The 21,355-nt window shown below is 69.6% G+C and carries 16 protein-coding genes; 11 read left to right on the top strand and 5 right to left on the bottom strand.

What is annotated here, in order from left to right; translation table 11 throughout:
* Positions 1-47: 47 nt before the first annotated feature.
* The 5 genes from ABR737_RS07130 (at position 48) to ABR737_RS07110 (ending at position 6,656) form a co-directional block, all read left to right on the top strand.
* Positions 48-2,507 carry a GcvT family protein gene (locus ABR737_RS07130; RefSeq protein WP_350249340.1) on the top strand — a complete coding sequence of 820 codons (2,460 nt, stop codon included), beginning with the start codon at positions 48-50 and terminating at the stop codon, positions 2,505-2,507.
* A gap of 60 nt (positions 2,508-2,567) precedes the next feature.
* Positions 2,568-3,728 (top strand): N-methyl-L-tryptophan oxidase, encoded by a 1,161-nt coding sequence (solA, locus tag ABR737_RS07125; RefSeq protein ID WP_350249339.1) that lies wholly within the window; start codon positions 2,568-2,570, stop codon positions 3,726-3,728.
* 10 nt (positions 3,729-3,738) lie between these two features.
* A complete protein-coding gene (locus ABR737_RS07120; protein WP_350249338.1) occupies positions 3,739-4,905 on the top strand; it encodes an aromatic ring-hydroxylating oxygenase subunit alpha in 1,167 nt (388 codons plus the stop codon).
* Between the two features lie 380 nt (positions 4,906-5,285).
* Positions 5,286-5,540, top strand: coding sequence for a hypothetical protein (locus ABR737_RS07115; protein WP_350249337.1), 255 nt, complete (start codon positions 5,286-5,288; stop codon positions 5,538-5,540).
* A 141-nt stretch (positions 5,541-5,681) separates the two neighbouring features.
* Entirely contained in the window at positions 5,682-6,656 is a 975-nt protein-coding gene (locus tag ABR737_RS07110) for a tyrosine-type recombinase/integrase (RefSeq protein ID WP_350249336.1), read from the top strand.
* 101 nt (positions 6,657-6,757) lie between these two features.
* On the opposite strand, the gene ABR737_RS07105 is transcribed toward ABR737_RS07110, so the two are convergent.
* The gene (locus ABR737_RS07105; protein ID WP_350249335.1) at positions 6,758-7,519 is read right to left on the bottom strand and encodes an SDR family oxidoreductase; all 762 of its coding nucleotides are present in this window, start codon (positions 7,517-7,519) and stop codon (positions 6,758-6,760) included.
* Positions 7,520-7,708: 189 nt separating this feature from the next.
* Between ABR737_RS07105 and ABR737_RS07100 the strand changes: the two genes are divergently transcribed.
* Complete coding sequence (locus tag ABR737_RS07100; RefSeq protein ID WP_350249334.1) at positions 7,709-8,581, top strand: helix-turn-helix transcriptional regulator; 873 nt, start codon at positions 7,709-7,711, stop codon at positions 8,579-8,581.
* 114 nt (positions 8,582-8,695) lie between these two features.
* Here ABR737_RS07100 and ABR737_RS07095 read toward each other — a convergent pair whose 3' ends face one another.
* Positions 8,696-11,752 carry a Tn3 family transposase gene (locus ABR737_RS07095; RefSeq protein WP_350249333.1) on the bottom strand — a complete coding sequence of 1,019 codons (3,057 nt, stop codon included), beginning with the start codon at positions 11,750-11,752 and terminating at the stop codon, positions 8,696-8,698.
* Positions 11,753-11,879: 127 nt separating this feature from the next.
* Here ABR737_RS07095 and ABR737_RS07090 point away from each other — a divergent pair, with 127 nt between their 5' ends.
* Positions 11,880-12,761, top strand: a complete 882-nt coding sequence (locus ABR737_RS07090; protein WP_350249332.1) for a tyrosine-type recombinase/integrase — start codon at positions 11,880-11,882, stop codon at positions 12,759-12,761.
* Between the two features lie 233 nt (positions 12,762-12,994).
* Here ABR737_RS07090 and ABR737_RS07080 read toward each other — a convergent pair whose 3' ends face one another.
* Positions 12,995-13,558, bottom strand: a complete 564-nt coding sequence (locus ABR737_RS07080; protein ID WP_350249331.1) for a TetR/AcrR family transcriptional regulator — start codon at positions 13,556-13,558, stop codon at positions 12,995-12,997.
* 138 nt (positions 13,559-13,696) lie between these two features.
* Between ABR737_RS07080 and ABR737_RS07075 the strand changes: the two genes are divergently transcribed.
* From ABR737_RS07075 to ABR737_RS07065, 3 genes are all read left to right on the top strand, one after another.
* Positions 13,697-14,422 carry an SDR family oxidoreductase gene (locus tag ABR737_RS07075; RefSeq protein ID WP_350249330.1) on the top strand — a complete coding sequence of 242 codons (726 nt, stop codon included), beginning with the start codon at positions 13,697-13,699 and terminating at the stop codon, positions 14,420-14,422.
* A gap of 69 nt (positions 14,423-14,491) precedes the next feature.
* Positions 14,492-15,562, top strand: coding sequence for an aldo/keto reductase (locus ABR737_RS07070; protein ID WP_350249329.1), 1,071 nt, complete (start codon positions 14,492-14,494; stop codon positions 15,560-15,562).
* A gap of 69 nt (positions 15,563-15,631) precedes the next feature.
* The gene (locus ABR737_RS07065; protein ID WP_350256702.1) at positions 15,632-16,378 is read left to right on the top strand and encodes an SDR family oxidoreductase; all 747 of its coding nucleotides are present in this window, start codon (positions 15,632-15,634) and stop codon (positions 16,376-16,378) included.
* A 321-nt stretch (positions 16,379-16,699) separates the two neighbouring features.
* Here ABR737_RS07065 and ABR737_RS07060 read toward each other — a convergent pair whose 3' ends face one another.
* Positions 16,700-19,735 (bottom strand): Tn3 family transposase, encoded by a 3,036-nt coding sequence (locus ABR737_RS07060; RefSeq protein WP_350249328.1) that lies wholly within the window; start codon positions 19,733-19,735, stop codon positions 16,700-16,702.
* Between the two features lie 181 nt (positions 19,736-19,916).
* Entirely contained in the window at positions 19,917-20,264 is a 348-nt protein-coding gene (locus ABR737_RS07055; protein WP_350249327.1) for a hypothetical protein, read from the bottom strand.
* A 211-nt stretch (positions 20,265-20,475) separates the two neighbouring features.
* On the opposite strand from ABR737_RS07055, the gene ABR737_RS07050 reads away from it, so the two are divergent.
* On the top strand, positions 20,476-21,291 hold the full coding sequence (locus ABR737_RS07050) for a FadR/GntR family transcriptional regulator (RefSeq protein ID WP_350249326.1): 816 nt from the start codon (positions 20,476-20,478) through the stop codon (positions 21,289-21,291).
* Positions 21,292-21,355: the final 64 nt, after the last annotated feature.

Genomic DNA, 21,355 nt, shown 5'->3' with positions numbered 1-21,355 from the left:
CGGCGTCCCATCCACCGCAGACCACCCCGACCAGCAGGAGGAGGGTCATGTCCCGCACGCCCGCACACTGTTCCCGAGTGGTTGTCATCGGTGCCGGCATCGTCGGCTGCTCGCTCGCCGACGAGCTGACCGCCCGTGGCTGGACCGAGGTCACCGTCCTCGAACAGGGCCCGTTGCCGGCCCCCGGCGGCTCCACCTCGCACGCCCCCGGCCTGGTCTTCCGGACCGGCCCGTCCAAGACGATGACCGAGTTCGCCGCCTACACCGTCGAGAAGTTCGGCGCCCTGGAGGTGGACGGGCTGCCCTGCTTCCACCAGGTCGGCGGCCTGGAGATCGCCACCACCGAGGCCCGCTGGGCCGACCTGCACCGCAAGGCCGGACTCGCCGCCTCCTGGGGCGTACGCGGTGAACTGCTCTCCCCGCAGCAGTGCAAGCACCTGTGGCCCCTGCTGGACGAGACCAGGCTCTACGGCGGCTTCCACACCCCCGACGACGGACTGGCCCGCGCGGTGCTCGCCTGCCGCGCCCAGATCGCCCGGGCCGAAAGCCGCGGCGCACGCTTCCTGGAACGGCACACCGTCACCGGCATCGAGCGGGAGGACGGGCGGGTCACCGGCGTCGTCACCGACCGCGGTACCTTCCCCGCCGACCACGTCGTCTCGGCCGCCGGCTTCTGGGGCCCGGTGATCGGTGCGATGGCCGGGGTGGACGTACCGCTGCTGCCGCTGGCCCACCAGTACGCCACCACCGAGCCGCTGCCCGAGCTCGACGGCGTCAACGACTCCACTACTGAGGCGAGCAAGCCGATCCTGCGCTTCCAGGACCGTGACCTCTACTTCCGTGAGCACCACGACCGGCTCGGCATCGGCTCCTACGCCCACCGCCCGATGCCCGTCGACCCCTTCACCGTCCCCGCCTTCGATGAGACACCCGTCATGCCCTCCTCGCTGCCCTTCACCGAGGACGACTTCGCCCCGAGCTGGCAGGACAGCGTCGGACTGCTGCCCGCGCTGGGCGCCTCGCGGGTGGCCGAGGGCTTCAACGGCGTGTTCTCCTTCACCCCCGACGGCATGCCGGTCCTCGGTGAATCCCGGGAACTGCGCGGATTCTGGCTCGCCGAGGCGGTCTGGGTCACCCACTCCGCGGGCGTCGCCAAGGCCGTCGCCGAGTGGATGACGGACGGCCGGCCGGGAATCGACATCCATGAGTGCGACCTCTACCGCTTCGAGGACGCCCAGCGCTCGCCGGCCTATATCGCCGACCGCGGTGCCCAGAGCTTCATCGAGGTCTATGACGTCATCCACCCGCTGCAGCCCATGGAGCAGCCGCGGCCGCTGCGCACCAGCCCCTTCTACCCACGGCAGCAGGAACTCGGCGCGTACTTCCTGGAGGCCGGCGGCTGGGAGCGCCCGCACTGGTACGAGGCCAACGCCCCGCTCGCCGAGGGGCTGACCCTCCCCGAGCGCGACGCCTGGTCCGCCCGCTACTGGTCGCCGATCGCCGCTGCCGAGGCGAAGGCGACACGCGAGAAGGTCGCCCTCTACGACATGACCCCGCTGCGCCGCCTGGAGGTCACCGGGCCCGGCGCCCTCGCCTTCCTCCAGCGGATGACCAGCAACAACCTCGCGAAGAAGCCGGGCGCGGTCACCTACACCCTGCTCCTGGACGAGACCGGCGGCATCCGCTCCGACCTCACCGTCGCCCGGCTGGCCCCCGACCGCTTCCAGGTCGGCGCCAACAGCGCATCCGACCTCGACTGGCTGCTGCGGCACGCCCCCGACGAGGGGGTCCAGGTCCGCGACATCACCTCCGGCACCTGCTGCATCGGCGTCTGGGGCCCGCTCGCCCGCGACCTGGTCCAGCCGCTCACCCGCGACGACTTCTCCCACGGGGCCTTCGGCTACTTCAAGGCCAAGCAGACCCACCTCGGCCATGTCCCGGTCACCGCGATGCGGCTCAGCTACGTCGGCGAGCTCGGCTGGGAGCTGTACACCACCGCAGACCTGGGGCTGCGCCTGTGGGACACGCTCTGGGAGGCCGGCCGGGAGCACGGGGTGATCGCCGCCGGACGCAGCGCCTTCAACAGCCTCCGGCTGGAGAAGGGCTACCGCTCCTGGGGCCATGACATGACCACCGAGCACGACCCGTACGAGGCCGGTGTCGGCTTCGCCGTCCGCCCCGCCAAGGGCGACTTCCTCGGACGGGACGCGCTGGAGGGGCGCAGCGAGGAGACCGCGGCGCGCAAGCTCACGTGCCTCACCCTCGACGACCCGGACGCCATCGTCCTCGGCAAGGAACCGGTCCATGTCGACGGCGTCCCGGCCGGCTATGTCACCTCCGCCGCCTACGGTTACACCCTCGGCCGGGGCATCGCCTACGCCTGGCTGCCGGCCGCCGCCTCCGTTCCCGGAACCCCCGTCCACATCGAGTACTTCGGCCGGAAGGTCCCCGCGACCGTCGCCCAAGAACCGCTCTTCGACCCGCAGATGGAACGCATCCGCAGGTAGCCGCCCTCCGCTGGTCCACCGGTGATCCGCTCGTCCCCCGTACGCAGAAGGAGCAACCGCATGGCTCCCACCTACGACGTCATCGTCCTCGGCCTCGGCGGCATGGGCAGCGCCGCCGCCCACCACCTCGCCGCCCGCGGCGCCCGGGTCCTTGGCCTGGAGAAGTTCGGCCCGGTGCACCACCGCGGCTCCAGCCACGGTGGCTCCCGTATCACCCGGCAGTCCTACTTCGAGGACCCCGCCTACGTCCCGCTGCTGCTGCGCTCCTACGAGCTGTACGAGAAGCTGGAGCGGGACACCGGCCGCGAAATCGCCACCCTCTGCGGCGGGGTGATGATCGGCCGCCCCGACAGCCGCACCGTGGCCGGCAGTCTGGAATCCGCCCGCCGGTGGGACCTCCCGCACGAGATGCTGGGCCCCGAGGAGATCCGCCGCCGCTTCCCGACCCTCACCCCCGCCGAGGACGAGGTCGCGCTGTACGAGGCACGGGCGGGCCTGGTCCGGCCGGAGTACACCGTCGCCGCGCAGATCCAGCTGGCCGGCCGGGACGGCGCCGAGCTGCACTTCGAGGAGCCCGTCACCCGCTGGGAGGAGCTGCCCGGCGGCTCCGGGGTCCGCGTCCACACCCCCGAAGACACCTACACCGCGGGCCAGTTGGTGATCTGCCCGGGCGCCTGGGCACCGCAGCTGCTCACCGACCTGGGTGTGCCGTTCACCATCGAACGCCAGGTCATGTACTGGTTCGCCCCCGACGGCGGCACCGCGCCCTTCGTCCCCGAGCGGCACCCGATCTACATCTGGGAGGACGACCGGGGTGTCCAGGTCTACGGCTTTCCGTCGATCGACGGCCCCGGCGGCGGCGCCAAGGTCGCGTTCTTCCGCAAGGGCACCGTCTGCACCCCGGAGACCATCGAACGCACGGTGCACGACCACGAGGTACGGGCCATGGCCGACCAGATGCGCCCCCGTATCCCCGCCCTCCCCGGCCGCTTCCTCAAGGCCGCCACCTGCATGTACTCCAACACTCCCGACGAGCACTTCGTGATCACCCGGCACCCCGCCCACCCGGAGACCGTGACCGTCGCCTGCGGATTCTCCGGGCACGGCTTCAAGTTCGTCCCCGTGGTCGGCGAGATCGTCGCCGACCTCGCGCTGACCGGGGCCACCGCGCACCCCATCGAGCTGTTCGACCCCCGCAGGCCCGCCGCCGCGGCCGCTTGAGGAGACCGCCATGACGACCACCCACACCGAGACCGCCCCGGCCACCCCGACCGCGGCCGGTGCCTCCCCGAGCCTGATCGCCACCCTCGCCGGCCACTACTACACCGACCCCGGCATCTTCCGCCAGGAGCAGGAGAAGATCTTCGAGCGGCTGTGGTTCTGCGCGGTCCGCAGCGCCGACCTGGGGAAGCCAGGCGCCTTCCGCACGGTCCGGATCGGCCGGGAGAGCGTGCTGATCACCCGTAACCGCGCCGGAGAGCTGCGCGCCTTCCTCAACATCTGCCGGCACCGCGGCGCGCAGCTGTGCACCGAGGAGTCCGGCGAGGTCCGCCGCAACCTCCAGTGCCCCTACCACGCCTGGACCTACGACCTCGACGGCCGTCTGGTGGCCGCCCCCAACCTGCAGAGGATGCCGGACATCGACCGCAGCGAACGCGGTCTGGTCACCGTCCCGCTCCGCGAATGGCTCGGCTACGCCTGGGTGTGCCTGGCCGACGAGCCGCCGTCCTTCGAGGACACCGTGATCGGCGCGGCCGTCGAGCGGCTGGGCGACGCCGCCTGTCTCGACCGCTACCGCACCGAAGGGCTCGCCCTCGGCAAGCGCCTGACCTATGACGTGCGCGCCAACTGGAAGCTCATCATCGAGAACTTCATGGAGTGCTACCACTGCGGCACCATCCACCCCGAACTCACCGAAGTCCTCCCGGAGTTCGCCGACGGATTCGCCGCCCAGTACTACGTCGGCCACGGCGCGGCCTTCTCCGAGGAGGCCACCGGATTCACCGTGGACGGCACCGACGGCTTCGGCCGGCTCCCCGGTATCGAGGACACCCAGGACCGCCGCTACTACGCGATCACCGTCCGGCCGCAGGTGTTCGTCAACCTCGTCCCTGACCATGTCATCGTCCACCGGATGTTCCCGATGGCCCCCGACCGCACCGTCGTCGAATGCGACTGGCTGTATCTGCCCGAGGTCGTCGACTCCGGTGCCGACCTCTCCAAGTCCGTCGAGCTCTTCCACCGGGTCAACTCCCAGGACTTCGACGCCTGCGAGCGCACCCAGCCCGCGATGAGCTCGCGCGCCTACCGTTCCGGCGGGGTGCTGGTGCCCAGCGAGCACCACATCGGCGCCTTCCACCACTGGGTCACCGACTGCCTGGAGGGGACGGACGCCTGAGCTGTTCAGCTGAGCAGCCGGGGGTGTCGCCTCTGGATGACGACGAGCCGAGTCCGCACCTCCGGCTTGTCGCCGCAATGAGTCGGCCCTGTTCTCGTATAGCTACGGCGAACGGACATGTAGCGCAGGGTGAGGCTCGGGGCTGGAGCGGGCGCGAGGGTCGACGGCACAGCGATCGGCAGTGGCAGAGATTCAGCTTCGAGGTTCACTTATCGGACTTCCGGCGCGCCTAGTGACTCGCCAGGATGGTGCCGCAGTAAATACCGGATTTACTGCGGCAGAGCACCTACCGTGATCATCGCGACCTGCGACGGACGATTCCGGCCACCGGGGCGAGGTGTACGCATTTACTGCGGCAGCACTGGAAGGGCGGGACGGACGTGACGATCGAACCAGTGACCGAACTCGGGAGCGGGGGCGCGCTCCGACCGCCGCGCGCCCGGGTGATCCCTCTGTCCGCCCCGTCCTCGTCGTACACCGCAGCGGTCGAGCGGTACCTCACCGGCGCGGGCATCGCGAAGTCCTCCGCGCGGATCTACCGGATCTCGCTGACGACATGGGGATGGATGCGGGGGTTGAGGAACATCCATGTCACATCGTGCGCTAAGCCGACGTCGGCCCTGGCGGGCAGCTGACGGGGCGTCGGCGGCCGGACCCGCCTGAAGTCTTCCCACGGATAACACCCCAATATCTGCGGTAGCTTGATCCGTCACCCGCGGTGACGCTCTCCGGCCGCCACGTGAAGCGGCCTTGTTATCTGCGGCAAGGGGGAAGCGGTGCCCACCATCGTGCAGTTGCCGACTGGAAAGGCGTTGACCGTCCGCGCGGCGGCGGACGTGTTCCTCGACTCGCTCGGCAACCCGAATACGGTCCGGAACTACGGGATCGGGGTGGGCAAGACCGCCGAGCGGATCGGCGAGGGTCGGCCGCTGGCCTCGGTCGCGGACGATGAAATCGGCGAAGCCCTCGAACTGCTCTGGGGCACCGCGGCGGTCAACACCTGGAACTCCCGCCGGGCGGGGGTGCTGTCCTGGCTCGGCTGGTGCCGGGATCGCGGCTACGAAGGACCGATGGTCCCGGCCTGGGCGAAGCGGCTGACGGTGCCGGACTCCGAGACCCTCGCCCGCTCAAAGATGGCCATTGACCGGCTGATCGCGCGGCGCGAGGTACATCTGCGGGAGAAGACGCTGTGGCGGATGCTGTACGAGACCGCCGGACGGGCGGAGGAGATCCTCGGCGTGAACATCGAGGATTTGGACCTCGCCGGGCGCCGCTGCCTGGTCAAGGCGAAGGGCGCCCGGACCAAGGCCCGCCGCCGGGGCCAGGCGCGCGAGGACTACGTGCTGGAGACCGTGTACTGGGACGCTGGCACCGCCCGGCTGCTGCCCCGGCTCCTCAAAGGCCGCACCCGTGGGCCGGTGTTCGTCACCCACCGCCGTCCAGGTCCGGGCAAGGTCGTCAGCCCCCGCGATGTCTGCCCGGATACCGGCCTGGCGCGCCTGTCGTACGGGCAGGCCCGCGCGCTGCTGGATGAGCACGCCGCCCCGCGCGGCTTAGGAACGGGCTGGGACCTGCACGAGTACCGCCACTCTGCCCTGACCCACCTCGGCGAGCAGGGCGCCTCGCTGCTGATGCTGATGGCCAAGTCCCGGCACAAGAAGCCGGAGAACGTCCGCAGCTACTTCAAGCCCTCCCCGGAGGCGATCGCCGAACTCACCAGCCTGCTCGCCCCCGGAGACGCCCGCCGCTGAAACTGTCGCCGCCCGGCAGGGTGGGCCGCGCGGGCGGGGCCGTTCGGGTGGCGGGGTTCGGGCGATGAGCGATGAGGCCGCCGATCGGGAGGGGAAGGGTGTCAGCCTTGGCGGCTGGGGAGCATGGCCAGGGCCTGGGATCGCTGTGCGACGAGGTCGTCGTAGGTGCCGTCGCGCTCGGCCCAGCGGTGCACGAGGACGCCCTTCACGAGGATCTCGTGGGGGGTGGGGTCCTGCGAGAGCAGGTGCATGACCTCGGTGGCGAAGTCGTCGAGCGGCAGCGCGTGCGGGTTCACCTTTTCCTGTCCTGCCGTGGCGACGGCCGGGGGGACGAGCTCGACGACGCCGACACCGGTGCCGTCGAGTTGCGCGCGCAGTGCCTCGGAATAGGCGTGCACCGCGGCCTTCGAGGCGGCGTAGCTGGGCATGGGCGGGAACGGCAGGAAGGCGATGCCGGAGGTGACGGTGATGAAGGTGCCGGTACCCCGCCGGACCAGGTGCGGGGTGAAGGCGTCGACGACTCGGATCGTGCCGAGCAGGTTGGTGTCGATCGTCGTCGCTGCCGCCTCGAAGTGCGCGGGGTCGCGCACGTCCTCCAGGAGCATGACCCCCGACATCGTCACCACGGTGTCCAGCTCGGGGTACCGGGCGAGCGCGGCGTCACGGGCAGATGCGACGGAAGCACTGTCGGTGACGTCGATGCTGATCGTGTCGAAGCCTTCTTCGGCGAGTTCCGAGAGTGCCTCCGGGCTGCGGCCGCCAACGGCCACGGTGCTGCCCGCCGCATCGAACCGCCGGGCCAGCTCTCGCCCGATACCCGAGGTTCCGCCGACGATGAGAACGGTGCGGTTGGAGAGATCCACGTGGTCTTCCCTTCAGTCCAAGGCGCCGCCGGCGTTCAGGCCCGCGGCGCAGACAGTGCTGCTCTCTGTCTCTTTCAAAACAGTGCTATCGCAGTCTTGACGGCATCCGCCGGGTGTGGCAGGGCCCCCGTCTTCCCTGGTCCTGCCAGGGCCCCCTCTGGGACACGCGCACCGCATTACGGTGTCGGTATGAAGGATGAGGAATCCGGCAACCGGCTCGGCAGCTACCTTCGTGCCCGGCGTGAGCTGGTCTCCCCGGAGCAGGCAGGACTCCCGCCCGGGGGCAACCGCCGCGTGCCCGGCCTGCGCCGTGAGGAAGTCGCCCTGCTCGCCGGAATCAGTCCCGACTACTACCTGCGCCTGGAACGGGGCCGTGACAAGAACCCCTCACCGCAGGTCCTCGAATCACTCGCGCGGGTCCTGCAGCTCGACGACATCGAGCGGACGTATCTGCTCGGCCTCGCGGCGGCACGCCCCAGGGCGCCGCGGCGCAAGCGGCCCGAGCACGTACCGGCGCGCGTGCACGAGCTGCTCGCCCACCTTCAGATCCCCGCGTTCGTCGAAGGGCGCGCGTTCGATGTCCTAGCCTCCAACCCCATGGCGGTCGCGCTCTCCCCCCGCCTGCAGCCCGGCAAGAACCGGCTGCTCTCCCTCCTCCTCGACCCCGAGGAACAGGCATTCCAACAGGACTGGACGAAGGCCACCGCGGATTCTGTCGCCGCCCTTCGCACCACCATCGGGGACGACACCGACAACCCCCGGTTCGTCGAACTCGTCGGAGAACTCGCACTGTCCAGTCAGCGGTTCCGCACCCTGTGGGCCCGCCATGACGTCCGCAGTCTCGACGGAGGCACGACCACCGTCCACCACCCCGTTGCCGGTGAACTACGCCTCCACCGCGACAAACTCGCCATCGGCGACGTCATCCTCGTCGTCTACTACCCCGACAAGGACAGCGACAGCGACGAGAAACTGCGGCTCCTCGCCGCACTCTCACACACCGAGTCCGCCGGTACAGCACACGACAGACCGGCGGACGCCCCGCGCCCAAAGACACCCTGACGAGCACGCGCCGCCCCGGCGTCGCAACCAGAACGCCCGCACCATGCCGCACTGGCCGCACCGCCGGACGTACCTCCATGGTCCTCCCGTCCGGCGGTGCGGGCCAGGACCCGGTCATTCCTCGTCGGTGGCGTCCGGGTCGCGCAGCGGGCGCAGGCCACCGGGCAGGTCGGGAAGCTGGAAGGAGTACCGGCCGAGCATGTTGATGTGATGCCTGACGAACGGCGAGAGGCGGGCCATGTCCTCGTCACGGACGTCGAAGCCATCCGCGCGCAGCTGATTCACCGCGGCGTCCATGTACCGCGTGTTGAAGAGCACAAGGGTGTTGAGGACCAGGCCCAGGGCGCCGATCTGGTCCTCCATGCCGTCCTGGTAGCGCTGGTACAGCTGCCCCTGCTTCCCATGGAAGATCTTCCGGGCGAGGGCGTGGCGGCCCTCCTGGAGGTTGGCCTGCATCGTGATCTGGCGGCGGTAGCCGGGCTCGTCGGCCAGGCGCAGGATGTGCAGGGTCTTGGCGATCCGCCCGTAGTGGGCGATCGCGTCGCCGAGCGGCGTGGGGCGGCCGTCGCGGGACAGCATCCGGATCACGTCGTACGCGCGCACGGCCCCGGTGTGGATGGAGCCGATGATCCGAAGGATGTCCTCCCAGTGCCGTTCGATCCGGGCGAGGTCGATCCGGCCGCGGGCGGCGTCCTGGAAGGCGCTGTAGTCGGCGGTGCGGTCGATGCGCCACATCTTCTGGTCCGGCAGGCCCGCGAGCTGCGGCGCGTACGCGAACCCCGCCAGGGTGAGCAGCCCGAAGACAATGTCGCTGTAAGAGGCGGTGTCGGTGACGATCATCTCGGGGCGCTTGCCGCCGTCGCGGTCGTAGAGGACGTCCAGTACGTACAGCGAGTCGCGCGGGGTGCCGGCCACGACCTTCCCGCCCAGCCCCGCCGCTTGGTCGTTGATCATGTTGAGCCAGGTGGCGCCGCCCCGGCGCCCGAAGTACTTCGGGTTCGGCCGGGCGTACACCGACGGCACGGGCACGACGAACCGCATGCCGTCCACTGAGGCGACCAGGCCGCCGCCCCACGCCTGCGCGAGCGGGATCGACGCCTGGCAGTCGATCAGCGTGGCGTTCGGCGCCCGGTACGTCGCCAGCCGCAGATACGTCTGGTCGACATGGGACAGGCGGCCGTACTTCAGGGCGTCCGCGGCCCCGATGACCGGGGTGTAGCCAACGTTGCAGCTGTGCGCGACCAGCAGCGCGACGACCGTCACGTGCAGGTCCTTCAGCCTCGCCTCGCCTCCGGTGACCGAGGTGAACGCCTGGTCGGCGCCGGTCCACGAGAACACCTCCAGCAGCGCCTCCGGCAGGTCGACCCGGGGCAGCATCGCCTCCACCGCCTCCCGCAGCTGGCGCAGGGAGGCGGGTTCGGGCTCCGGCTCCAGGGCGGCGAAGTGCAGACGGCCGTCGTCGTCGAACACGATCTGCGAGTTCGCTGGCACCCGCCCGGCCACCTCACGGTAGGTGCCGTCCAGCAGCGCGGCCCGCGCCGCCAGGTGCTCACCCGCCCCGGCGGGCAGACCGAGCGACGCCAGCACGGTGGGCTTGGCCTGCTCCCACGCGTCCCCATTCAGCAGCTTCGCGCGGGGATCGCCCCACTTGGAGGAGTTCTTCGCGAACACCTCCCTCCGGCGCAGCATCCGGTGCAACTGTTCCAGCACGCAGAACGCGTACGCCTTCCAGTCCACGGTGCCCGGCTCCACGTGCGGCGCGGACAGCACCAGACGCCGCCAGGAGCCGGTGAGCAGGCCGGTGTCGATCTCAGCCGGGCCGACCTTCTTGCGCCCCATCAAGTCCGGCAGCGACTTCAACGCCTCCAGCACCGGCAGGCCCTCCGGGGTGGCGCCGAAGTCGACCACCGTCACCAGCAGCTTCAGGAACGGCCGCACGGTGCCGAACCGGGTGACCAGTTGGGTCCGCCATGCCTCGTCCGCGTCCGAGTCGAGCGGCGGAGTCAGCTCGAACAGTGCTGCGATCGCCGCTGCCAGCTCGTGCCGGGGCACCACCTGCTCGATCCGCTCCCACATCGCCTCCAGCGTCTCCACCTCGGGCGGGGTGATCTCCCCGGTGTCCGTGTCGACCTGCTCGCCGGTGCTGTCGAACACGATCTGGAACGCGGCGGCCAGCTTCGCCGACGCCCTCTCCACGCGCGGCAGGGTCTTCAGCTTCGCCTTCGCCGTCTCCCGCTCCGCCCTGGCCAGCAGCTTCGTCGCGATCAGCACCTCCAGGAGGTCCAGGGCGTCATCGACCGCCCGGGACGTCAGGTAGACCGAAGTGGCCAGCAGCGTGGCCAGGCGCCGGGAGTCACCGTGCCGCTTGAGCAGCGACGCCTTGCCGTCGATCCCGTACCGCGACAGCTCTGCCAGCCGCCGCGGCGGTATCGCGGACACGTCCACCTCGCCCATCCCGAAGGCCGCGATCTCCTCGGCCCGTTCCAGCGCCCACTTCATCTGGGGGCCGGAGATCCGCACCGGACCGCGCCGTAGCCGGTCCAGCTCCGACACTCGGGCCCCTGGTGGCACGGAGAGCAGCGAGTCCGGCACCGCGCGCTGACCGGTGCTGAGCAGCCCGTAGAGGGTGTCCCACAGCCGGTTGTTCGCCGCCTCCCGGATCGTGCCCACCAGCCGGGCCAGGCGGCTGGCCCCGGGCAGCAGCACCCGCCGCTCGCGCAGCCACCCAGCCGCCGCGTCGAACAGCGACTTCGGCCCGTCGCCGGTCGTCCAGGCCCGCGCGTCGAGCCACTGGCTCAGCTCGTCCCGCACCTCGGCGAAGTCACGCCAACCCCCGGCTTCCTGGATCTCCCCGGCATGCGTACGGGCCGTCCCGTCCCGCTCGCCGTACTCCTTCAGGCACGACGAATCGGCGATGCCCAACTGCTCGGCCAGGTACTCAGCCACCTCCGCCGGCACCTGCCGCGGGTCCGGCATGAACCGACCCAAGTAGCGCACGCTCGTCAGCTGGACCGCGAACCCAAGCCGATTGTGCGCACGCCGCTTGGCCTGCACCTTCTCCAGATCCGAGTCATCCAGGAAGAAGTACCGCTCCAGCTCCGCACGAGACGGCACTCCGTTGAACGCCACGTACTGGGCTGCCTGTTGATCCGATAGAAACTCGATCGCCACCAGGTCCTCCGAAGGTCGACAACATCGACCCGCGAAGGCTGAGCTGCACGATCAGCCCAGGTCAAAGCGCCAATCAAGGCCATGAAGGCTTAGCGCACGTTCTGACACGGATGTTCCTCAACCCCCGATGCTTGCCGGCAAACCGGCGCCGACCGGACCCGCCCGCCGAGGCGCGAAGCCGCCCGTCTTCCCCCTCACCGCGATCGACGACCCAGCCCTGCCCGAGGTGCTGGCCGAGCTGGCGGCGGCGCGGGCGGACGAGATGGACGCCGACACCGTCAACCGGGAGTTGTCCATCGCGCGCAAGGCAATCGGCTGGTGGCAGCTCCAGGGATGGATCGAATCCGACCCCACGATCGGCATCGAGCGACGGCCGGCACCGCCCGACCGCACCAAGGCCCTTGCTGAGGAACAGATCGCCGCCCTGTGGCGGCTGGACGTCTCGCTGCGGGAGAAGACGTTCTGGAAGATGCTCTACGAGTCGGCGGCCCGCGCCGATGAGGTGCTGTGCCTGAACGTGGAGGACCTATATCCGCAGGACAAGCGCGGCAGGATCACCGCCAAGGGCGGGGCGATCGAGTGGATTCACTGGCAGTCCGGCACCGCCCAGCTTCTGCCCCGACTGATCGCCCGTCGCACCCGCGGCCCGCTGTTCCTCACCGACCGCAAGGCCCCGGCCGGAACACCCACGCTGGACGTGTGCTCCGAGACCGGCCGGGCCCGGCTCTCCTATCGCCGGGCCGAGGAAATCTTCGAGGAGAACACCCGGCTACTGGCCAACCCTCTCGCCTCGCCCGAGGACATCGAGGACCTGAACGGCTGGACGCTCCATCGGCTACGCCACAGTGCCCTGACACACGACGCTGAGGGCGGCACCTCCACCCCGATGCTGCTGGCCCGCTCCCGCCACGCATCCGTCCGCTCCCTGGAACGCTACGCCCGCCCCAGCGTCGACGCAGTCGCCCGACACGTCGCCGAACGCGACGCCGCCGCCCGCCGGAAGCGCTGACGCCTCCAAGATCAACTACTGACGGCTCTGGGTCCACCTCGGTGATCCCCCTTGAGCGGCGACGGCAGGAACACCTGACGAGCCGTTCGGGCGCTGTCGCGAGGCGGGGAACGAGCCGAACGTAGGCAACCATCCCGACGGTCCTAACCAAGGTCTGGGGCGCCACGACCGCCGCGGCCGCAGCCATGCCGTCCGGCATAGGCCGACGCCTCGCCGAACCGCTGGCGTATCGCTTAGCGGGGCCTGAGTCCGTCGACGACGACGTCCAGCATGCGGTTCAGTTGGGGGCGCTGCTCGGGTGCGCCGGCCACGGAGAGCAAACCGGCGAGGATGCCGCCTACCTCGACCGGGTCGATGTCGCTGCGCAGTTCTCCTGCTGTGGCGCCGGCCTCGAGCACCATCGCCAGGACTTGCTGGACCTCGTCGCAGACCGGTCCGGTGCCGAAGCGGCCGGAAGCGCTCATGGCGACCAGGGCCTCGCAGATGCCGCGTCGTTCGCCGGCCCAGTCGGCGAATCGGAGCATCCACGCGCGGAGGGCCTGTGCGGGCGGCTTGGTAGCCAGCAGGGTGCGCGCGCCTTCGCGCAAGGGGCGGATCTGGTCCCGGTAGACCTCTTCGACCAGATCCTCTCGGGTGGGGAAGTGCCGGTACAGGGTGGCGTTCCCCACTCCCGCGCGTTTGGCGATCGCGTCCAGCGAGATCGGGCGTCCGGAGGCGAAGGCTTCGGCGGCCGTGGCGATCAGCTGCTCGCGGTTGCGCTGCGCGTCGGCGCGCAGGGTGCTGCGTGGAGGTGTCATGACCTTCGCGATCGTGAGTGTCGGATGAGGCTCGGGAACGATTCGGGGATGTCCCCGGTTCAGTGTACGGTGAGACAACCGGGGAGTTCCCCGATTACGGGTGGTCTCACCCATCGCTTCAGCGACGAGAGGTTTGCCATGCCTACAGCGGTCATCACCGGGGGGACGACCGGGATCGGCAGAGCGACGGCCGAGCTGCTGCACGCCCGCGGCTACCAGGTCGCGGTCACCGGACAGAATCCCGAATCCGTCGCGCGGGCGCAGTCCGAGTTCCCCGGTGACGTGCTCGTCGTCCGATCCGACGGGCGCGTGCTCTCCGACACCGACGCCCTGATATCGGCGGTGTCGGCGCGGTTCGGATCGTTGGACCTGCTCTTCCTCAACGCCGGGATCTTCCGTCCGGCACCGGTTGCCGAGGTGACGGAGGAATCGTTCGACGAGCACGCCGACCTCAACTTCAAGGGCCAGTACTTCACCCTCCAAAAGGCCCTTCCCCTCATGAACGACGGCGGCTCGATCGTGCTGACCGTCGGCATCGGATCCCGTCGCGGCACCCCTGGCGCCACGGTGGGGGCGGCGACACGCGGCGCGCTGCTGGCCATGCTGCCCTCCCTCGCGCTCGAACTGGCCCCGCGCAGGATTCGCGTCAACGCCGTGAGCCCCGGGGCCACCGACACCCCGCTGCTCAACAAGCTGGGGGTGCCCGAGAGCGGCCGGGGCGCCATGCGCTCGAAGATCCCCTTCAAGCGCTTCGGAACCAGCCAGGAGGTCGCGGAGGCAGTCGCCTTCCTCGCCTCGGACGCCGCCGGCTACATCACCGGCCAGGACATCACCGTGGCCGGCGGCTACGGGCTCGGCGCCTGAAACCCGGGCGAGTCGACCACCAATCCGCACCTCTCGAACGCCACGAACCGCACCTCACAGGAGAACACGATGGCACTCACTCTCGACACCTATCGGCTGCTGGGCCGTTCCGGACTCCGGGTCTCACCGCTGGCGCTGGGCACGGCGACCTTCGGCACCGAGTGGGGCTGGGGCGCCGAGCGCGACGAGGCGCGCAAGCTCTTCGACCGCTACACCGAGCTCGGCGGCAACTTCTTCGACACCGCCAGCACCTACACCAACGGCAGCTCCGAGCGACTGCTCGGCGAATTCGCCCGCACCAACCGCGACAAGATGGTGCTGGCGACCAAGTACTCGACGCTGCGTCAGCCCGGTGACCCGAATTCCGGGGGTACCCACCGCAAGAGCATGCTGGCGTCGGTGGAAGCCAGTCTGCGGCAGCTGAACACCGACTACATCGATCTGCTCTACGTGAACGTATGGGACTTCAGGACGCCGGTGGAGGAGATCCTGCGGGGTCTGGACGACCTGGTGAGGCAGAGCAAGGTGCTGTACGTGGCGATCTCCAGCGCCCCGGCCTGGCAGGTGTCGCGCATGCAGGCGATCGCCGACCTGCGCGGCTGGTCACCACTGGTCGCACTGGAGACCGAGTACAGCCTGATCGAGCGCACCGCGGAGCGTGACCTGATCCCGATGGCACGCGAGATGGGACTCGGCGTGGTCCCCTTCTCCCCATTGGGCGGCGGGGTGCTCACCGGCAAGTACAGCCGGGAGGACCAGAACCAGGCGGGCTCCGTTGTCGGCGAAACCGCCAGCAACCGCAAGAGCCTCAACGTCGCCCTGGGATGGGTCACCGACCGCAACCTTGCCATTGCCGATGTGGTGAAGGAGGTGGCCTCGGAGCTAGGCCGCACACCCGCCCAGGTCGCACTGGCCTGGACCCTGAACGCCCCGGGCGTGACGGCACCCATCATCGGCGCCCGCACCATCGCGCAGCTGGAGGACAACCTGGGTGCTCTGCAGATCGACCTCACTCCTTCCCAGCTGGCCCGCCTCGACGAGGTCAGCTCCATCGACCTCGGCAATCCGCACGACCTGCTCGCCAGCGATCACATCCGCACGGTCACCACAGGCGACATGAAGATCGAAACCCTCGGCTGATTCGCTTCATGAATGGCGATATCCAGATATATCGACATGTTTTTGATGATGGAACGGAGCAACCTCGGTATGGGTAAGAACAGCGACAAGAATGTGGTGATCACGGGTGGCAGCAGCGGCATGGGGCTCGTGCTGGCGGAGCTGCTGGTGCAAGGCGGAGCCCGCGTGGTGATCACCGGCCGCTCTCAGGCCAAGCTCGACGCGGCACGCGAGCGGCTCGGCGAGAATGCCGTGGCTGTCCGGGCGGATGTGGCCTCACTGTCCGACCTGGATATGCTCGTCGGCCGTGTAAAGAGCGAGCTCGGCTCGATCGAGGCTTTGTTCGTCAACGCCGGCATCTCACCCCTCACGCCCCTCGAGTCGACGACCGAGGACGTGTACGACGAGCTGTTCGCGATCAACGTCAAGGGCGCCTTCTTCACTGTGCAGAAGCTCGCTCCGCTGCTGAGCGCGAACGCCGGCATCGTCCTCACCACCTCGATCGCGAACGTCATCGGCATGGTGGACACCAGCGTCTATGCGGCCGGCAAGGCGGCGCTGCGCTCGATGGCCCGCACCTTCTCCCGGGAGCTGCTTCCGCGGGGAATCCGTGTCAATGCGATCAGCCCGGGTCCCATCGACTCGGGGGTTCTGGAAACGATGAACTTGTCCAAAGAGGCCGCTGACCAGTTCAGGGCGGAGCGGACCGCGAGCAACCCTATGAAGCGCTACGGCACCGTCGAAGAGTTCGCCAAGGCGGCCGCATTCCTCGCCTTCGATGCCACGTACACCACCGGCATCGAGCTGGCCGTGGATGGCGGCGAAACCCAGCTCTGAGCTCGTCTGCCGTCCCGCCACGGGCGTAAGGCCCACTACCACGGCGGTTTCAGCGGGGAGCTGCAACACGTGGTCGTGTGGATCAGGCCGCGAGCAGTTTATGCAGGCGCTCGGCTGGGGTTTCCCAGCCGAGCGTTTTGCGTGGGCGGCCATCGAGTTCGGCGGCGACGGCGTCAAGATGCTCGCACCAGGAGGTTGTCGCGGCCCACGAAGACACGCCGACTGAACCTTCCCCCGTAAAGTGGACACCTGTTTGTGTCGTTATGCGGCGAGGGTGCTGGTGACCAGATGCTGTTCGTAGGCGATCGGAGCCCCAGCTCCTCACCCCAGGGCCGCCGCCGGTCTACCCCCGGGGGCGCGCGGCCTGGGCACGGCGTCCCGGGCGGTCAGGTCCAGGTCGAGGCGTCTGTTCATGTCCAGCTCGAACCGGCCGTAGGGATTCACATGGGTCCAGAACAGCGGGGAGAGCGCCCGCCGGTCCGCGTCGGTGAGGGTGTCAGCCCACTTCGGATCGGCGAGGACCTGCTGCATCAGCAGCGTGTTGACATGGACCAAGGCGGACTGGAGCAGATGCAGCGCGAGCATCGATACCTCCTGGGACTCCTTGTCCTGTCCGACCAGGTCGCCGTCCTTGCCGTAGAAGAGGTCCTTGTTCGCGGAGTTCCAGTTCTCCACGACCTGCAGGCCCTCGTGGATCTCCTGGCGCAGTTCGACGTCGGCGAGGTAGTCGCAAACGAACGCCGTACGCACCGCCCGGCCCAGCTCCTCGATCGCCTGGTAGGTGGGGTGCTTAGGGCCACCGCGGGTGAAGCGGCGTAGGACCTGCTCGGCTTCGGCGGTGCCCAGGCGCAGGGCGGTGGTGTACTTCACGATCTGGTCGTACTGCTGGCGGATCAGATCCCAGTTGATCGTCTTGGTGGACAGCACCGGCGCCAGGTGGGGCCAGCTGTCGTCTTCCCCGGCCGCCGGGCGGTACAGCTTCGCGGAGCCGATGTTCTTCAGCCTCGGCATCAGCTTGAAGTCGAGCATGTGGGCGAAGGCGAAGCCGACAATGGAAGCGCCGTGGGTGTCGGTGTACTGCCGGTCCACCTCCATGTCGGTGCAGTGCCGCAGGACGCCCTCGATCATCGAGGCGACTTCGGAGGCCGAACAGGACTTGAGCTGGGAGTAGATGCACACCGACTTCCGCTCGACGTGCCAGTAGATCATCACACCGGGGCCCCGGTAGCGCTGGTGCCACTCGGTCATCAGGTTCGAGGACCAGGAGCCGAACTTGCGGCTGTCGGAGGCGCACGCCGTGCCGCTGCCCCACCACATCTCGTCGCGGGCGGCGAAGGTGGCGTTCACCAGCTTCACCAGCGCGGCGCGCATGTTGGCCCGGTTGACGAACAGGTGTCGCACCCGGCGCAGCGTCGCCTCGCTCTCGCCGTGCTTGCCGGTCACCGCGACCCGCTTGATGCCCATGTTGGTGCCCAGGCCGAACAGGACGAGCGGCAGCCGGCGCCGCAGTACCTCTTTGGACAGGTTCTCTCTGGTGGCGACCGAGGTGAACTCGGCGATGAAGTCGGTGTCGAACTCGGCGTACTTCAGGATGTCCAGCAGGTCGATGGTGCCCCAGCGCCGTTCGATCTCGGCCTTTATCGCGACCAGGGACTGCGGCTCATCCTGCTTGCCGCGCGGGGAGACCCTGATCCACGGCTCGCCGTGCTTCTTGACGATCGCGACCCCGTCCGTGGTGCCCTCGGCCAGGGCTTGCTCGAAGCGGTCCAGCGAGGTGCGGAGCTTGCTCTGGAGGGCGGTGATGAACTCGCCGGCGTCCTGCGGCTGGCCCAGGGCAGCGTAGTGCACGTCCCGGTTGTCCTCGAAGTCGGCGGGCAGGTCGTCCTCCGGGTTGCGCCACCGGTTCGCGCCCACCACCCAGATCTCCCGGCGGCGCAGCGCGTCCCGCAGCGACACCAGCACGCACAGCTCGTAGGGGATGCGCTCCACGCGGCCCTTGTCGTCCACCACCGCCGCCCGCCACTGCTCGGGCACCACACCCTCCAGCGGCACCGTCTCCGCCGGGTCGAAGAACGCGCCCTCCTTCAGCGGCTGCTCCAAGTACCGCTTGAGCAGGTCGATCGCGTCCATCACCGGCCGGTAGGCGGTGTTGTTGCACTTCAGCTCCAGCGCCCGCAGCAGCGGCGACAACATCCGCCGCCAGTGCGCCGAGTACGACGACCGCAGCACCGTACGTACCCGAGCTTTGTAGCGGGCCTCGTTCGCCGCGGCCTCCGCCGCCAGCGCCTTGAGCGTCTTCTCCCCGCCCACTACTGGGAAGATCACCCGCCGCACTGTGCCCGACGGCTCCGACAGCGCCGCCTCCGCGACCCGCAGCAGCATCGCCTCCTTGCCGCGGACCTTCTTCAGCTCCGCCCCCAGCTCCTTCTCGACCTTCCGCTCCGCACGCGTGTTGATCTTCAGTACGAGCTGGATGACTAGGTCCACCAGCGAGTCGGTGATCTCCGCCTGCCGCACATGGCACAGCGTCGCCAGCAGCGTCAGGCGCCGCGGCGGCTTCATCCGCTCCAGGTTCGCCGGATACTCCTTCGACGCCCGCGCCCGCCACGCGTCCACCAGCTTCTCCGACACATCTGCGAACAGGTCTGCGGGCAGCTCCAGGCGCCGCACCCGCTCCAGCTTGTTCACCTCGGCCAACAGGCTCTCCAGACCCGGAGTGCCAGGGTCGGTCTTCAGCTCGGTGAAGTGCGATCGCCCGCCCCCAGCCACTGTGCCGTCGCCGTCCGCGCCGTGCTCGGTGCCGTCACCCGCGATCAGATCTTCCAGCCGCGATCGGGTCGTGTGACTGAGCCGGTCCAGCGTGCCGCGACAGAACCGCTTCTCGAAGTCCTTGATCGCCTTGCCCACCAGCCGCCGCACCTGCCCCGGCGCCAGCGGCTCGATGTGGTCGTTGCGGCACCGGGCCACCACGGCCGCCGCGAGCCGGTCACGGGACAGCTCCACCGGGCACAGCTCGGTGGCCAGCCACGCGGCCAGCCGGTCCTGGTCCTCCTCGGTGTTCGCCCGGAACCCGTACGCCGCCCGGATCTCGCCCCGGTGCCTCTGGATCGCCTTGCTCTGCCAGTCGTAGTCCGCCCACGCCTCCGCAGGCACCTTGACCTGCTGGGCCACGTACTCCACCGCGGCGGTCGGCACCTCCTGGGCCGACTCGGGGAACCGGGCCTCCACCTCGAAAAACTTGAGCAGCAGCGCGAACCCGAGCCGAGTCGCCCCGGACTTGTTCCGCACCCGCTTCATGTCGTCTTCCAGCAGCGTCCAGACCTCGATCAGGTCCTCCGGCTCCCAGTCCTGCCGCACCCGTACTCCTCGCCCCACGCCCGAGATCACTCGTTCAGCCCAACGAGGCGCCAGGCGAGGGGAAACGACGACCACAGCAGGCATACAGCGCTACATGTCCGTTCGCCGTAGCTATACGAGAACAGGGCCGAGTCCACCCGGCCCCCGTTGCGGCGGGCCGGGTGGAGAGGGTGGCCAGACGTCAGACCGGGACCGCTTCCTTGTCCTCCCGGCCGGCGGGCATGGCGTCAGCGCTCCCGTCGGCGGACCCGGAGGCGGGCGCCGGGACGACGGGTGCGGATGCCGGGACCGTGGCGCGGCGAGACGGGGCCGCGGCTTCGGCCTCGCGCCATCCCGGCGGGCCGAAGAGGTAACCGGCCCGGCCGCGCCAGGTGCGGGCCCGGCGGATCATGCCGTCAGGGAGGCGTCTGTCGGTGAAGCCGGCCGAGGCCAGCTTCTGCTCGATCCGACGCCGGTAACCGAGCCAGGAACGCAGGAGCTGCGGGCCGAGCGCCGGCGTCCCGCTTCCGTCGGAGAAATGCGCACCCATGGGTGACAACATGCTTACGCACCCATGGGTGACAATTTTCGGGTGGCCCCGACCGTCGTCGTCTGCCGTGGCCGGTCGTGCGCACGACGTCGGCCCAGCCGTGCCGGGCGGGGTGAACGAGGTGCCCTGCTCGCGGCCGTATGGTCCGACCACACGCTCTGTGTGACATAGTTCTGACAAGGGAGCACGGGGCCGAGCCGGGGAGTGGTGGATGTCTGCCGAATGGCGACCTGTACGGCAGTCGCGCACACATGAACTCGTCCTCGAGAGCATCGAGGAGCGGGTGCTCGCGGGCGAGCTCAAGGCCGGGGACCGGTTGCCGCCCGAGCGTGAGCTGGCGCCGGTGCTCGGTGTCAGCCGGTCCGCGCTGCGCGAGGCGCTGCGGGTGCTGGAGACGATCGGGGTGCTGGTCGCGCAGGCGGGCCGCGGGCCGGACGCGGGAGCCCGGATCGTACGGAACCCGGACGATGCGCTGGGCCGGCTGCTGCGCCTGCACTTCGCCCTGGGGAGCTACCGCCTGCACGACGTGCTGGAGGCCCGGGTGGTGCTGGAGCGTTCCAGCTTCGAGGCCGCCGCGGAGCACGCTTCGGCACAGGACCTCGACGAGGTCGAAGCGCTCCTCGCGCGTATGCAGGAGCCCGAGGTGGGGGTCGACGATTTCAACGACCTGGACACCCGGTTCCATGTCGCCATCGCCCGTAGCTCCGGCAATCAGCTCACCTCCACCCTCACCTCGGCCGTACGGGAGTCGGTGCGTCCGCTGATCCTGCGGGCGCTGGAGACGGCGGAGGACTGGCCGGCCACGGCGGGGGAACTGAACGCCGAGCACGCCGAGTTGCTGCGCCTGGTGCGAGCGGGCAAGGGCGCCGAGGCCGCCGACCTCGTCGAGGCGCATATCCGTGGTTTCCACGGGACGTTGGTCGACGAGAAGCCCGAGGCCGACCGGGCGGACGAGGCGGACCGGGCGGAGGAGGCCGACGACGCGGACCGCGCGGGCGGCGCGGCCGAGGCGGCCCGGGAAGGCTGAGTCGCAAGACCAGCAGACGGCTTCCGCGCCCGATCGCGGGAGGGGGCGGGCCTGCCCCGCCCCG

Source organism: Streptomyces sp. Edi2, assembly GCF_040253635.1.
GTDB lineage: Bacteria > Actinomycetota > Actinomycetes > Streptomycetales > Streptomycetaceae > Streptomyces.
Note: the sequence above shows the minus strand (reverse complement) of the source record. Positions and strands in the feature narration are given on the sequence as shown.